This is a genomic window from Stenotrophomonas sp. YJH_SMC_27, assembly GCF_059369815.1.
This window is the reverse complement of sequence record NZ_JCAFTA010000015.1, coordinates 73,966-86,881: the sequence shown is the minus strand read 5'-3', so window position 1 is coordinate 86,881 and position 12,916 is coordinate 73,966. Positions and strand designations below refer to the sequence as shown.

The 12,916-nt window shown below is 66.5% G+C and carries 12 protein-coding genes and 3 tRNA genes; 3 read left to right on the top strand and 12 right to left on the bottom strand.

The annotated features are described in order from the left end of the window. Positions 1–78: 78 nt before the first annotated feature. Positions 79–1,005 (bottom strand): c-type cytochrome, encoded by a 927-nt coding sequence (locus tag AC5P7R_RS18920; RefSeq protein ID WP_021202531.1) that lies wholly within the window; start codon positions 1,003–1,005, stop codon positions 79–81. Further along, complete coding sequence (locus AC5P7R_RS18915) at positions 1,002–2,348, bottom strand: c-type cytochrome (RefSeq protein ID WP_478405870.1); 1,347 nt, start codon at positions 2,346–2,348, stop codon at positions 1,002–1,004. Before AC5P7R_RS18915 ends, AC5P7R_RS18920 begins: the two co-directional genes overlap by 4 nt. A gap of 182 nt (positions 2,349–2,530) precedes the next feature. Here AC5P7R_RS18915 and AC5P7R_RS18910 point away from each other — a divergent pair, with 182 nt between their 5' ends. Next, positions 2,531–3,649, top strand: coding sequence for an alpha/beta hydrolase (locus AC5P7R_RS18910; protein ID WP_021202529.1), 1,119 nt, complete (start codon positions 2,531–2,533; stop codon positions 3,647–3,649). Positions 3,650–3,729: 80 nt separating this feature from the next. Here the strand turns inward: AC5P7R_RS18910 and AC5P7R_RS18905 are convergent, their stop codons facing one another. Then, on the bottom strand, positions 3,730–4,869 hold the full coding sequence (locus tag AC5P7R_RS18905; RefSeq protein WP_478419436.1) for an MFS transporter: 1,140 nt from the start codon (positions 4,867–4,869) through the stop codon (positions 3,730–3,732). Positions 4,870–5,053: 184 nt separating this feature from the next. On the opposite strand from AC5P7R_RS18905, the gene AC5P7R_RS18900 reads away from it, so the two are divergent. Continuing rightward, on the top strand, positions 5,054–5,749 hold the full coding sequence (locus AC5P7R_RS18900) for an alpha/beta hydrolase (RefSeq protein ID WP_021202527.1): 696 nt from the start codon (positions 5,054–5,056) through the stop codon (positions 5,747–5,749). 81 nt (positions 5,750–5,830) lie between these two features. On the opposite strand, the gene AC5P7R_RS18895 is transcribed toward AC5P7R_RS18900, so the two are convergent. After that, entirely contained in the window at positions 5,831–6,532 is a 702-nt protein-coding gene (locus tag AC5P7R_RS18895; RefSeq protein ID WP_478419438.1) for a pirin family protein, read from the bottom strand. Between the two features lie 140 nt (positions 6,533–6,672). Between AC5P7R_RS18895 and AC5P7R_RS18890 the strand changes: the two genes are divergently transcribed. After that, complete coding sequence (locus AC5P7R_RS18890; protein ID WP_021202525.1) at positions 6,673–7,593, top strand: LysR family transcriptional regulator; 921 nt, start codon at positions 6,673–6,675, stop codon at positions 7,591–7,593. A 594-nt stretch (positions 7,594–8,187) separates the two neighbouring features. Here the strand turns inward: AC5P7R_RS18890 and AC5P7R_RS18885 are convergent. The 8 genes from AC5P7R_RS18885 to AC5P7R_RS18850 form a co-directional block, all read right to left on the bottom strand. After that, a tRNA-Arg gene (locus AC5P7R_RS18885) sits at positions 8,188–8,264 on the bottom strand. A gap of 32 nt (positions 8,265–8,296) precedes the next feature. Continuing rightward, positions 8,297–8,373: transfer RNA gene (locus AC5P7R_RS18880), tRNA-Arg, on the bottom strand. Between the two features lie 58 nt (positions 8,374–8,431). After that, positions 8,432–8,508, bottom strand: a tRNA-Arg gene (locus AC5P7R_RS18875). Beyond that, positions 8,499–9,425 carry an alpha/beta hydrolase family protein gene (locus AC5P7R_RS18870; protein WP_111103711.1) on the bottom strand — a complete coding sequence of 309 codons (927 nt, stop codon included), beginning with the start codon at positions 9,423–9,425 and terminating at the stop codon, positions 8,499–8,501. The genes AC5P7R_RS18875 and AC5P7R_RS18870 overlap by 10 nt, the downstream gene beginning before the upstream one ends. Beyond that, complete coding sequence (gene thiD, locus AC5P7R_RS18865; protein WP_180833044.1) at positions 9,422–10,231, bottom strand: bifunctional hydroxymethylpyrimidine kinase/phosphomethylpyrimidine kinase; 810 nt, start codon at positions 10,229–10,231, stop codon at positions 9,422–9,424. The genes AC5P7R_RS18870 and thiD overlap by 4 nt, the downstream gene beginning before the upstream one ends. 65 nt (positions 10,232–10,296) lie before the next feature. Next, positions 10,297–10,965 (bottom strand): YoaK family protein, encoded by a 669-nt coding sequence (locus AC5P7R_RS18860; protein WP_019661173.1) that lies wholly within the window; start codon positions 10,963–10,965, stop codon positions 10,297–10,299. Positions 10,966–10,977: 12 nt separating this feature from the next. Continuing rightward, the gene (locus AC5P7R_RS18855; protein WP_019661174.1) at positions 10,978–11,484 is read right to left on the bottom strand and encodes a hypothetical protein; all 507 of its coding nucleotides are present in this window, start codon (positions 11,482–11,484) and stop codon (positions 10,978–10,980) included. Then, on the bottom strand, positions 11,481–12,881 hold the full coding sequence (locus AC5P7R_RS18850; RefSeq protein WP_019661175.1) for a PhoH family protein: 1,401 nt from the start codon (positions 12,879–12,881) through the stop codon (positions 11,481–11,483). The genes AC5P7R_RS18855 and AC5P7R_RS18850 overlap by 4 nt, the downstream gene beginning before the upstream one ends. Positions 12,882–12,916: the final 35 nt, after the last annotated feature.

The following is a 12,916-nucleotide window of genomic DNA, read 5'->3' as shown; positions in this document are numbered from 1 at the left end:
CGGCAGCGCCCATGACATCGGCATGACGCGGCGAAGCAGGAACCGTGTTGTGTGACGGCCGGTTCCAATGGCTTCTGCTCAGTACCGCGCGTCCTTGGGTTTCGGGTCGCGCGGCCAGTCCTTGGCCTTGTTGGCGAAGTCCGGGCGTGGCTGGTTGATGAAGTAGCTGGCGATGTCCACCGCATCCTGGTCGGGCATCACCTGCTGGCCCAGTGGCGGTTCACGGGTCACTGCCGGCGGCATGTTGTGTTTGACGAAACCGGCGGCCTTGTACAGGCGCGCCATGCCGGCGCCGATGTTGAAGCTGTGGTCGCCCCATAGCGGCGGGAACGCGATGTCACCGCTGGCGTCGCGCCGGCCTTCACCATTGTCGCCATGGCAGGCAGCGCACTGCACGGCGTACAGCGCCTGGCCACGGATCGGGTCCGGGGTTAGCGTGCTGTCGATGGGCCCCTCACTGGGGGCAGCCACCCTTGCACCCACTGGCACAGGGCTGCTCAGCCACGCCATGTAGTCGAGCATCGCACGCATCTGCGGCGAGTCCTTCGGCAGCGGCTTGCCGTTCATTGAACGCTGCAGGCAGCCGTTGATGCGCTCGGTCAGCCCGATCACCTTGCCCGGACGCGGCATGTAGCGCGGATAGGCGCCGCCGCCGGTGTTGAAGTAGTGATTGCCGAACGGCCGCTTGCCTTCGGCCATGTGGCACGAGTTGCAGTTCAGATCGTTGCCGACGTTGTCCGGCAGCAGCCGTGCGGTCTCGTTGAGGAGGCGGCGGCCGAGCATCACCGACTCGGCATTGCCGAGCCCGGCGATTTCTTCGGCGCTGGGTGCACGGTAGTGGCCGACCACCTTGCCCTGTGCATCGAGGATATCGATCGTGCTGGCCACGGCGGTATCCAGGTCCGGGTACAGATGGCGGTAAGCGAGGGTACCGGCGCCGGCCAGCAGCACGAGGGTGATCGCACTGCCGATCAGCAGGCGGGAGCGTTTGCGCGAACGTTTCATCGTGCGGACTCCTGCGGAACGTAGTGCACTGGCTTGTCGCGCACCACCCGGCGCATGCGTGCCACGTCGACCTCGCTCACTGCGCTGGCCTGGTTGCCCCAGCTGCTGCGGATGAAGGTCAGGATCTGTGCCAGCTGCGCGTTCGGCAGCTGTTCGAAGCCGGGCATGGTGAAGGCCATGCGGTCGTGCGGGGTATGCGGCGTGCGGCCACCGATCAGGGTCACCTGCACCAGCGAGCTGGGATCGTCAGCGAACACGATCGAGTTGCCGGCCAGGGCCGGATAGACGCGCGGCATGCCGCGCCCGTCGGCGCGGTGGCAGGCCTGGCAGTGCTCGGCATAGGCCAGCGAACCGGCCACGCGGTAGTCGCCGCTGCGCAGTGCGGCGGTGGTCGTGTCGCTGCCGGGCGACCACTGTGCGCTGCGTCCTTCGCGGGCGGGCAGCTGCTTCAGGTAGCGGGCCATCGCCAGCAGGTCAGCGTCGGACAGGTACTGCGTGCTGTGCTCGACCACGTCGGCCATGCCACCGAAGGCCGCCGACCGATCGGTGCGTCCGGTGCGCAGGAAGTCCACGATCTCGCCCTCGCTCCAGCTGGCCAGGCCGCTCGCTTCATTGCGCAGGTTCTTCGCATACCAGCCTTCCAGCACCGAGCCGGAAAGGAACTGCCGGCCCCCATCATCGGCCATGACCTTCTCCTGGAAGGCCAGGCCGCGTGGCGTGTGGCAGGCGCCGCAGTGGGCCAGGCCTTCCACCAGTTCGGCGCCGCGCTGCTGGCTGGCATCCAGCGACGGATCCGGGTTGAACGTGCGCGGGCGTGCGAACAGCAGCTGCCACCAGGCCAACGGCCAGCGCATGTTTGCCGGCCACGGGATCGTGCTGTCGGCGTTGTTCTGCTTCACCGGCTGCACCGAGCCCATGAAGTAGGCGTACAGCGCCTTGATCTCGGCGTCGCTGGCGATCACGTACGAGGCGTACGGCATGGCCGGATACAACGGCTGGCCATCGTGACGGATGCCGCGACGTACCGCGCGCTCGAAGTCGGCGTAGTCGTAGGCACCAATGCCGGTGTCCGGATCGGGCGTGATGTTGGTCGAGTAGATCGTGCCCATCGGCGTCTGCATGCCGAGGCCACCGGCGAACGGCTTGCCACCCGGTGCGGTGTGGCAGGCCGCGCAGTCTGCGGCGCGCGACAGGTATTGTCCCTGCGCGATCAATGCCGGATCGTGGATGTCGACCTGCGCGGCCTGTCGCGGTGCGAACCAGTAGGGCGTGGTGCGGGCGACGCCGTAGGCGGCGGCCAGCGTGGCGACCAGGGCAATGGCGAGCTTGAACGAGGTGCGCATGGCGGCACTGTGGGCAATCGTGCCGGCGTATTCATTGATCCGGATCAATGCCGAGGTCAATCGCGCCATTGTGACAACCTGAATCGATCCCGGATTGTCATCAAGCCGTCATCTGCGCGCGATAGATGGTCCACGCCCGCGTCGCTAACCTGCCACGCTGTCGCACCCATCCTCGATTGCCCATGAAGCGCCTGCTGCTGTTGTTGCTGGCGTGCGCCGGCCTGTGGCTGGCTGCATGCTCCTCCTCGCTCAATGCCTCGTCCACCTCGCTCGCCGATCGGCTGATCGCGCCAGGTGGCGTGTCGACCCTGCTCGATCGCCCGCGCATCGCCGCGGCCATCGCCGAATTGCCCAACCGCCACGGCTTTGCGCGGGGCCGCGATGGCGTGCCGATCTTCTGGCGTGTGTTTGATCCGGGCGATTACGGCGCGCGTTACCACTACCTGCCGCAGCGCCACGAGAACGGCCTGCCGCTGGATACCGGTCTGAGCCTGGCGGTACCGCGGCCGTTCCGCGCGCAGGCACCGCGCGGTACCGTGGTGCTGCTGCACGGCTGGATGATGAACGGCGATTCGATGTTGCCGTGGTCGCTACAGTTGGCTGAATCCGGCTACCGCGTGGTCACGCTCGACCTGCGCAATCATGGCCAGTCCGGTGCGGGGCCGTCCGGCTATGGCACTTACGAATCTGACGATGTGGTCGATGTGATCGGCGAGCTGCGCGCACGCGGTGAAGTGACCGGCCCGCTGTACCTGTTCGGCGTATCCTACGGCGCCGCCACGGCAGTGTTCACCGCCGACAAGCTGGGCGATCAGATAGCAGGCGTGGTGGCGATGGAGTCCTTCGCCAACGCCGGCGTGGCCATCCGCACGATGATCCCGCACCTGATGGGGCTGCAGCCGGAAGGCCTGAAGGCGCAGGCGATGGCGTCGTACGCGCGCTGGCGCTACGGCGGCCAGGACATCAACCAGGTGATCGCCGACGCCAGCCGTCGCATCGACGTCGATCTGGACCGCGTCGACGTCGCGCGTGCGCTGGCCGATACCCGCGCCTGCGTGCTGCTGCTGCACGGGCAGGGCGATCAGCACATACCCGTCAGCCAGGGCCGCGAACTGGCCCAGGCCAACCCGCGCGCGCACTACATCGAGATGCGCGGCGAAGACCATATCACCCTGCCGCTGCGGCTGGATCTGCTGGCCGGAGTGGTTGACGACTGGATGGCGCGCGACGAGCACCACCCGCAGAGCGCATGCCCGGCGCCGCAGCTGCCGGCCCAGGCCGAATGGCTGGCACACGGCTGAAAAAGGGGACGGAGGGGATTAAGTCGCTTGCAGCACACCCGTGGCAGATGCGACTTAATCCCCTCCGTCCCCTTTTTTTGTCAGGCCACGCGTCGGGCCAGTGAGCGGGCGGAGGCAGCTACGCCCAGCAGCAGTACGGCTACGCACAGGAAGGCAAAGCCGAGGCTGGTGGCATGCGCCACTGCGCCGATCGCCGCCGGGCCGGCGAGGATGCCGGCGTAACCCAGTGTGGTCACTGCAGTGATGGCGATGCTCTCCGGCATCACCCGCTGCTGGCCGGCCATCGAGAACAGTGCCGGCACGATGTTGGCGCAGCCCAGCCCGACCAGCACGTAGCCGGCCAGCGCCACCGGGAACGAGGGCACCAGCGTGGCCAGGGTGAAGCCTGTTGCGGCGGTGATGCCGCCGAAGACCAGGGTACGGGTGCGGCCGAGGCGCTCGACGATGCCGTCGCCGAACAGACGCATCGCGGTCATCGCCAGGGTGAACAACGCGAAGCCGGCACCGGCCTGGTCGCGTGGCACCTGTCGCACTTCGGCCAGGAACACCGCGCTCCAGTCCAGCATCGAGCCTTCGCCGAGGAACACCACGAAGGCCAGCACGCCGATGAACAGCACCACGCCATGCGGCAGCGCCAGCAGCGGGCCTTCATGCAGGATCCGTTGTGGGCGCCAGTGCGGCGCCGACAGAACCGCAACCAGCAGCAGTACTGCCACTGAGGCCAGCGCGGCCAGCCACAGCGGCGTGCCCAGAATCAGCAGGCCGGTCATGCAGCCGGCGCCGACGAAGCCACCGATGCTGTAGAAGGCGTGGAAGCCGGACATCATTGCGCGCCCGGCGTCGCGCTCTACCGCGACCGCCTGCATGTTCATCGCACAATCCAGTGCACCGACGCCGGCGCCGAACACGAACAGCGCCGCGCCCAGCGCCACCGGCGAGGGCGCCAGCACCAGCAAGGGCAGGGCGCACAGCATCATCGCGCAGGTGATCACCATCACCCGGCGGCAGCCCAGCCGCCCAGTCAGCGCACCCGCCAGCGGCATCGCCAGCAACGAACCCAGCCCCAGGCACAGCAGCACTGCACCAAGGCTGGCATCGGTCAGCCCGGCCTTGGCCTTGGCATAGGGCACCATCGGCGCCCACGCGGCGGTGGCGAATCCGGGAATGAAGAAGGCGGCACGGGTGGCGTGCTGCTGGGCACGTGGGGATGAAGGCGTCATGCGCGATACGAAGCTTCAGGGAATCGTCATGAAAACGTTCCCAAGAAGAATCGGCAAGTGCCAAGGGCGACAACCTTCGACGCATACGTTTGCAATGACGCGAGGACGTCACCAGTGATTAACGCGACTCACGGACAGTGGCTGCACGGTCGGCACCCCGCCGGCCGCTGCCGGAGATCCGTACATGAGCACGACACCGACCATCCTCCTCGTCCATGGATTCTGGGGCGGGGCCGCACACTGGGCCAAGGTGATCCTGGAACTGCATCGCAACGGCCACGACCGGGTGCAGGCGGTGGAATTGCCGCTCACGTCGCTGGCCGACGACGCAGGACGCACCCAGAAAATGATCCGGCAGATCGACGGTCCGGTGCTGCTGGTCGGCCATTCCTACGGCGGCGCAGTGATCAGCCAGGCCGGCAACGAGGCCAATGTGAAGGGCCTGGTCTACATCGCCGCGTTCGCGCCTGATGCCGGCGAGAGTCCCGGTGGCATCACCCAGCAGCACCTGCCGGAGGCGGCGCCGAACCTGGCACCGGACAGCGATGGCTACCTGTGGCTGCGTGCGGACAAGTTCCATGAGAGCTTCTGCCAGGATCTGAGCGAGGACGAGGGCCGGGTGATGGCGGTGACCCAGAAGGCGCCGCTGGCCAGCACGTTCGGTGATACGGTCAGCGATCCAGCGTGGAAGGACAGGCCGAGCTGGTACCAGCTGTCCCGCCACGATCGCATGATCGCACCGGAAAACCAGAAGGCCATGGCCGCAAGAATGCAGCCCAAGCGCCTGCTGGAGCTGGATGCCAGCCATGCCTCGCTGGCCTCGCAGCCGAAGGAAGTGACCGCGCTGATCCTGGAGGCCTGCGCCGCCATCGGTGGGTAACACTCCTCCTGTAGCACGCCTGGCGCAGGCCGGGCTCTACGAAAAGGCCCCCGATGCTCAGCAGCATCGAGGGCCTTGTGGTTACAGCGGCAGGTCGAACACCAGCACTTCGGCATCGTTGCCGTTTTCCAGCGTCAATTGGGCTTCGTCGCTGACCTGCAGTGCATCGCCGGCTTCCAGGGTGATGCCGTTGACCTGCAGCTGGCCACGCGCCACCTGCACATAGGCGCCACGACCGTTGCCAAGCGCGTGGTGCAGCTTCTGGCCACCATCGAGGATGGTGGCGAAGATGCGGGCATCCTGGTGGATGCGCAGCGAACCGTCGGCACCGTCCGGCGAGGCGATCAGGCGCAGCTGGCCGCACTTGGTCTCCGGCGCGAAGTGGGTCTCCTCGTAGGACGGCGTGATGTTCTCGGTGTCCGGGAAGATCCAGATCTGCAGGAAGTGCACGGTCTCGTCGGCCGAGTGGTTGAATTCGCTGTGGGTGACGCCGCTGCCGGCGCTCATGCGCTGCACGTCGCCATAGCGCAGCACCGAACCGGTGCCCATCGAGTCCTTGTGTTCCAGCGCACCGCCCAGCACGTAGGAGATGATTTCCATGTTGCTGTGGCCGTGGGTGCCGAAGCCCTGGCCGCCGATCACCTTGTCTTCGTTGATCACCCGCAGCGGGCCGAAGCTGACGTAGCGGGGGTCGTAGTAGTTGGCGAAGGAGAAGGTATGGCGCGAGGACAGCCAGCCATGCTCGGCCAGGCCACGGGTAGCGCTCTTGCGGATCTGCAGCATGATGGAATCTCCTTGTTCGATGGTTTCGATGGGGCGGGGTGGACCGGTAGCCGCTGTGTTTCCCCGTTGGAGAGAAGTATCCGCTTGCGCCCGGGGTTTTAAAAACGGATAGTTTTGACAGCCACCATCGAAAAATTCGAATGCTCAAGCTCAGCCTCGATGCCCTGCAGATCCTGGATGCCATCGACCGCCGCGGCTCGTTTGCGGGCGCTGGCAAGGCGCTGCACAAGGTGCCCTCGACCATCTCCTACACCGTGGCCAAGCTGGAGGAGGACCTGGGCGTGCAGCTGTTCGACCGGGTTGGCCCGCGCGCCGAGCTGACCGCAGCTGGCCGCGCGCTGCTGGACGAGGGTCGGCACCTGCTGCGTGCAGCCCGCGAGCTGGAACTGCGGGTGCGCCGGGTGGCGTCGGGCTGGGAGACCGAGCTGACGCTGGCGGTGGACTCGGTGTTTCCGACCTGGCTGCTCGGCCCGGACATCGCCGCGTTTCGTGAGGCCGAGGCACCGACCCGGCTGCGATTGATCGGCGAGGCCCTGTCCGGCACCTGGGAGGCCCTGCTGGACCGCCGTGCCGACCTGCTGGTCGGCGCGCCGGGCGAGGGCCCCAGCGGCGGTGGCTACGTCGTCGAGCCGCTGGGTACGGTGGCGTTCGTATTCGCGGTCGCGCCCGAACATCCGTTGGCCAACGTGCCTGGCGTGCTGGGTCGCGAGCAGCTGGTCGAGCACTGCGCGATCGCGGTCTCCGATTCGGCACGACGGCTGCTGCCGCGCACGGTGGGCCTGTTGATGGGGCAGGAGATGCTGACGGTGCCTGACATGGCCAGCAAGCTGAAACTGCAGTGCGAAGGCGTGGGCTTCGGTTTCCTGCCCGAGCCGTGCGCGCGCGCTGCGGTGGCGCGTGGCCAGCTGGTGATCCGCGAGGTGGAGGAGCACAAGCCGGAAGAGACCTTCTGGCTGGCCTGGCGCACCGGCGAGGACGGCGCCGCACTGCGTTGGTGGCGCGAGCGCTTGCGCAGGCCGGAGCTGCTGTCGCAGTGGTGGCAGGCAATGGCCAGAAGGTAGGGGTTTGGCAGGGCTGCGCCCTGCACCCGCCGAAGCAACAGCTATGGCCGAAGCAACAGCAATAGCAACAGCTGGTTTCCTGAGGGATGGCGGGGTGGGTCCGGTTGCGGGAGACGCCGTAAACCCGTCCATGGGGGCTTGGCCGCGGCATCCATGCCGCGGACACTCCCGCAACCGGACCCACCCCGCCTTCGACAGAGTCCCGCTGCTGTTGGTAGGTGTCGACCTTGGTCGACACGGTAGATCCACGCCATGCGTGGATGCTCTTCGATCAATTATCGAAATACTTGAACTCGATGGAGATTCATCCACGCATGGCGTGGATCCATCAGATCGCTGAAATCTGTCAGAGGTGGGGTGGCATGGGCAGGCAGGACCGTTGGCGGCATGGATGCCGCCATCGAGCCCCCATGGATGGGTTTACGGCGTGTCCTGCCTGTCCATGCCGCCCCGCCAACCCACGGAACACCAGCTGTTGCTGTTGCTGTTGCTGTTGCTTCGGCCATAGCTGTTGCTTCGGCGGGTGCAGGGCGCAGCCCTGCCGAAAAACGCACATAAAAAAACAGCAGGCCGAGGCCTGCTGTTTCGGTGTAATGGTGCGCCCGGAGAGATTCGAACTCCCGACCGCCTGGTTCGTAGCCAGGTACTCTATCCAACTGAGCTACGGGCGCCAATTACATAAACTTGTTGTGTTGACTGTGTATGGTGCGCCCGGAGAGATTCGAACTCCCGACCGCCTGGTTCGTAGCCAGGTACTCTATCCAACTGAGCTACGGGCGCGCGGTACACAATCAAATTTTACTGCATTTCCAGCGGCGGATGCCGGAAACCTGTCGAGTGGTGCGCCCGGAGAGATTCGAACTCCCGACCGCCTGGTTCGTAGCCAGGTACTCTATCCAACTGAGCTACGGGCGCCCTGCGACAGGAGCGGAATTATGCGGATGTCGGCGCGGACCGTCAACAGTTTTGTGAAAATTTTCATCCAACTGAATGAAAAAGCTGTCAGCCACGGCGTCCGGCGCCTTCAGCCACGCGAAATGATCGGCGCGCGTGCCCAGTTCCTGCGCGGACAGCACGCGCAGCTGCGCGTCCACATTCGGCAGTTTCGCCAGCAGCGTCTGCATCGATCCGGTGGGGGCCAACCAGTCGTGCTCCATCAGCACCGCCTGCGCGCTGCCATGCACGCGCGCCATCTGCGCATCGAGGTCTTCGTCCATGCCGGACGCGGCGTAGTGGTTGTTCAGGCCCACGCGCGCCCAGTCGGCAATCAGGCCGCGCGCCTCGGTGCCGCCGAAGCCAAGGCGACGGCCATGCAGCACGCCCTGGCGCTGCGCGATCCACGGCAGAAAGCGGTAGACCAGCGGCAGCAGCCATCCGCGTGGTGGCGGGAAGCCACGCCAGAACGGTGAGCCGCTGGCGGCCAGCCACAGCCGGTTGAAGTGCTGCGGATGGCGTCCGGCATGCACGCAGGCCAGCTGCCCGCCAAGGCTGTGGCCGCCGATGATCCAGGGCAGGGTGCCAGCCTCTTCATCCGCTGCAGCCAGAACGGCCTGGCTGCCTGGCAGATCCTGTTCGAGTACCTCGCGATAGCCCCAGTCCAGCGCGCGCGATGGGCGCAGCGAACTGCTGCCGTTGCCGCGCCACTCGTGCAGGTACACCGCCACGCCCTTCGCAGCCAGCGCCTGCGCCAACGGCAGGTAATGGCGCGCGGCCACGCCCAGCGCGGGCAGCCACAGCAGGCGCGCAATGGGGTGCGCGGGCACGCAGGCAATCACTTCGTAGCGATGGCCGTCGTCGCACTGTACGGCGAGGATGCGCGGCGCCAGGTTCATGCGTGTGGTGCCGCGCCGAAGTGATCGAGCACCCGCACCTCGCTGCGACCAGGGGCATGGCTCCGCTGCAGGCCGCGTGCGACGTAATCGATGCCGGCTTCGCAGGCGTTGGCCAGGCTCAGGCCATTGCACAGCTGCGCGGCGATGGCCGCAGCCAGCGTGCAGCCGGTGCCATGTGCATCCAGTGGCAGGCGGGCGTGGATGAATTCTTCGTTGCTGACGCCGTCGAAGTAGCGGTCGATTACGCGGTTGCCTTCCTGCAGGTGGCCACCTTTCAGCAGTACGGCGCCGGCACCGAGATCGAGCAGGGCTGACGCCGCGCGCTCAGCGTCATCGCCATTGCTGATCTTCCGTCCGACCAGCAGTTCTGCTTCCGGTGTGTTGGGGGTGATCAGCGTGGCCAGCGGGATCAGGCGCTCACGCATGGCCTGCAATGCGCTGTCTTCCAGCAGGCGCGCCCCACTGGTGGCGACCATCACCGGGTCCAGCACCACGTGCGGCGGACGATGCTTCTCCAGTGCGTCAGCAACGGCGTTGATCACGCCGGCGTTGGCCAGCATGCCCAGCTTTACCGCGTGAATGTCGAAATCGTCGAAACAGGCATCCAGCTGCGCGCGCAGGAAGTCGATCGGCGGCACATGCACGGCGATGACGCCACGCGTGTTCTGTGCGGTCAGTGCGGTGATTGCGGAGAGGCCGTGCACGCGATGCGCGGCGAAGGTTTTCAGGTCGGCCTGGATGCCCGCCCCTCCACCGGAGTCGGAGCCGGCGATGGTGAGGGCGGAAACGGGGGTGGTCGGGCTCATCCAGCGATTGTGCCGTGGTCCCGCAGGGGAAGGTAGACCCACGCCATGCGTGGATGCGCTTCACCTCAATGCCGCCAGCGCGCCCACTGCTGGTACAGCACATAGCCCAGCCCGGTCAGGCCGGTCAGCAGGGCAGGGGCGAGCAGGGCGTCATATTGCCAACGCATGAACAGCCAGGCGCCGAGGATGCCGCCGGCCAGGAAGCCGCTGATGATGAGGCCGCTGAGGGTCAGGCGTCGTACCTGCAGCGGCAATCCGCGCAGCAGGTGGCCCAGGCCGATGCCGAGGTCGGTGAACATGCCGCTGAGATGGGTGGTGCGTACCACCGCGCCGCTGAAGGTGGTGGCCATCGCGTTCTGCAGGCCGCAGGCCATGGCGGCGGCCAGTGCGCCCCAGATCTGGTGGCGTTCGAACAGCGGAATGGCCACCAGCAGCAGCGCGGACTCCAAGGCCAGCGCCACGCCGTAGCGTCGGCCCAGTTGCAGGGTACTGTCCTGGATCAACAGGCCGCTGAGCATCGCACCCAGTGAGAACGCGATCAGCAGCCCCCACAGATGGCCGACCGCGCGCCAGTCGCCCTGCGCCAGCGCCATGCCCAGCTGGCTGGTGCTGCCGGTCATGTGGCTGACCGCCTGATGCTCGAAGCCGAGGAAGCCGACCACGTTGACCATGCCGGCCACGCACGAGAGCGCGACCGCACCAATCCAGACCCAGGTGGGCAGGCGTATTCCCATCGGCAAGGCCCCTCAGGGCCCGCCGAAGCCGCCGTTGAACTGCAGCTCGCTGAAGGTATTGCTGGAGGGGTCGAACACCGCGCCCCAGAACTGCGTGCCGCCGTCGCAGACGCGGATCGCTTCCCGTGCCGGATTGATGCCGCTGCCATCGGGCAGATGGAAGGCGTTGACGTAGATCAGCCGCTTGCCGGCGCTTTCGATGCCGACGTACTGGCGGTCGAAGTCCAGCACCTTCGGGACCTGTGCCTGCAGCGACGAGAGCTGTGCTTCCAGTTGGTCGATCTGCTGCCGGCTGGGTGCCCAATAGCCGCTGACCCGGCCCGCCTCGCGGCCTGGACTGGGCCGCGAGCAGGTGTCGAGCACCTGCGCGGCGATGATCGGGCGGGTGACCACCCAGGATTGTCCGGTACGTTCGGCGGTCGGCACGCTGGCCGGGCCGCGCGTGGTGGTGCAGGCGCCGAGCGCGGCTGCGAGGGCGATCGCAGCCGTGGGCAGCAGCAGGCGGGTGCAGCGGTTCACAACACCTCCGAAGCGTAATCGGCCAGGCGCGAGCGTTCGCCACGGCGCAGGGTGATGTGCGCACTATGCGGCCAGTTCTTGAAGCGATCCACCGCGTAGGTCAGGCCCGAAGTGGTTTCGGTCAGGTACGGGGTGTCGATCTGCTCGACGTTGCCCAGGCAGACGATCTTGGTGCCGGGGCCAGCACGGGTGATCAGCGTCTTCATCTGCTTGGGGGTGAGGTTCTGCGCCTCGTCCAGGATCAGGTAGCGTGACAGGAACGTGCGGCCGCGCATGAAGTTCATCGAGCGGATCTTGATGCGGCTGGCGAGCAGGTCGTTGGTGGCCTGGCGGCCCCAGGTGCCGCCTTCCTGGTTGTGCGTGAGCACTTCCAGGTTGTCGGTCAGCGCGCCCATCCACGGCGTCATCTTCTCTTCCTCGGTGCCCGGCAGGAAACCGATGTCCTCGCCAACGCTGACCGTGGCGCGGGTCATGATGATCTCGCGGTAGCGCTGCTGGTCCATCGTCTGCGCCAGGCCGGCGGCGAGTGCCAGCAGGGTCTTGCCGGTACCGGCGGTACCCAGCAGGGTGACGAAGTCGATCTCCGGGTCCATCAGTGCGTTGAGGGCGAAATTCTGCTCGCGGTTGCGTGCGCTGATGCCCCACACGGCATGGCTGCCGTGGCGGAAATCATCGACCAGCGACAGCACTACCTTGCCGTCGCCGACTACGCGGCTGACGCGCAGTTCGACTTCGTCTTCGCCGGGCAGGTAGACGTACTGGTTCGGGTACCACTCCTCGCCATCCTGCGCCTGGATCTCGTAATGGCTGCGGCCCTTGTCGCTCCAGCTGCGCAGATCCTCGCCGTGGCGCTTCCAGAAGTCTTCGGGCAGCTCGGTGGCACCGGTGTAGAGCAGGCTGAAATCGTCCAGAGCGCGGTCGTTCTCGTAGTCCTCGGACACGATGCCGGCGATGGCGGCCTTGATCCGCAGGTTGATGTCCTTGGAAACGAACACCACCGGCAGGTCCGGCGTTTCTTCCTTGAGGGCCAGGATCGCGCCGAGGATGGCATTGTCCGGAATGACCTTGCCAAAGCTCTTGCCCGCGTCGAAATGGCTGGTCTGGAAGCGCAGCTTGCCGGCGCTCTGCTTGCCGCGCAGCTGCAGGCCATTGGGACGCTGCAGTGGAATGCCGTCGGCCAGGTTGTCCAGGCCGGATTCCTGCACCAGCTCGTTGAGGAAACGGCTCACCTGGCGAGCGTTGCGGCTGGCTTCGGAGGTGCCCTTCTTGCCGTTGTCCAGCTCCTCGATCACCTGCATGGGCAGGTAGATGTCGTGCTCCTCGAATTTGAACAGCGCGGTGGGATCGTGCATCAGCACGTTGGTATCCAGCACGTAGATGCGCTTGCCTCGGGTCATCGTCGATTCCTGGTTACGGGCAGGGAAAAACCACC

Bases quoted from the DNA above. Each gene is read 5' to 3' on its own strand.
- AC5P7R_RS18905 (WP_478419436.1), bottom strand. From the start codon at position 4,869: ATGACGCCTTCATCCCCACGTGCCCAGCAGCACGCCACCCGTGCCGCC.
- AC5P7R_RS18860 (WP_019661173.1), bottom strand. From the start codon at position 10,965: ATGGGAATACGCCTGCCCACCTGGGTCTGGATTGGTGCGGTCGCGCTC.
- AC5P7R_RS18870 (WP_111103711.1), bottom strand. From the start codon at position 9,425: ATGAACCTGGCGCCGCGCATCCTCGCCGTACAGTGCGACGACGGCCAT.
- AC5P7R_RS18850 (WP_019661175.1), bottom strand. From the start codon at position 12,881: ATGACCCGAGGCAAGCGCATCTACGTGCTGGATACCAACGTGCTGATG.
- AC5P7R_RS18900 (WP_021202527.1), top strand. From the start codon at position 5,054: ATGAGCACGACACCGACCATCCTCCTCGTCCATGGATTCTGGGGCGGG.
- AC5P7R_RS18915 (WP_478405870.1), bottom strand. From the start codon at position 2,348: ATGCGCACCTCGTTCAAGCTCGCCATTGCCCTGGTCGCCACGCTGGCC.
- AC5P7R_RS18910 (WP_021202529.1), top strand. From the start codon at position 2,531: ATGAAGCGCCTGCTGCTGTTGTTGCTGGCGTGCGCCGGCCTGTGGCTG.
- thiD (WP_180833044.1), bottom strand. From the start codon at position 10,231: ATGAGCCCGACCACCCCCGTTTCCGCCCTCACCATCGCCGGCTCCGAC.
- AC5P7R_RS18890 (WP_021202525.1), top strand. From the start codon at position 6,673: ATGCTCAAGCTCAGCCTCGATGCCCTGCAGATCCTGGATGCCATCGAC.
- AC5P7R_RS18895 (WP_478419438.1), bottom strand. From the start codon at position 6,532: ATGCTGCAGATCCGCAAGAGCGCTACCCGTGGCCTGGCCGAGCATGGC.
- AC5P7R_RS18920 (WP_021202531.1), bottom strand. From the start codon at position 1,005: ATGAAACGTTCGCGCAAACGCTCCCGCCTGCTGATCGGCAGTGCGATC.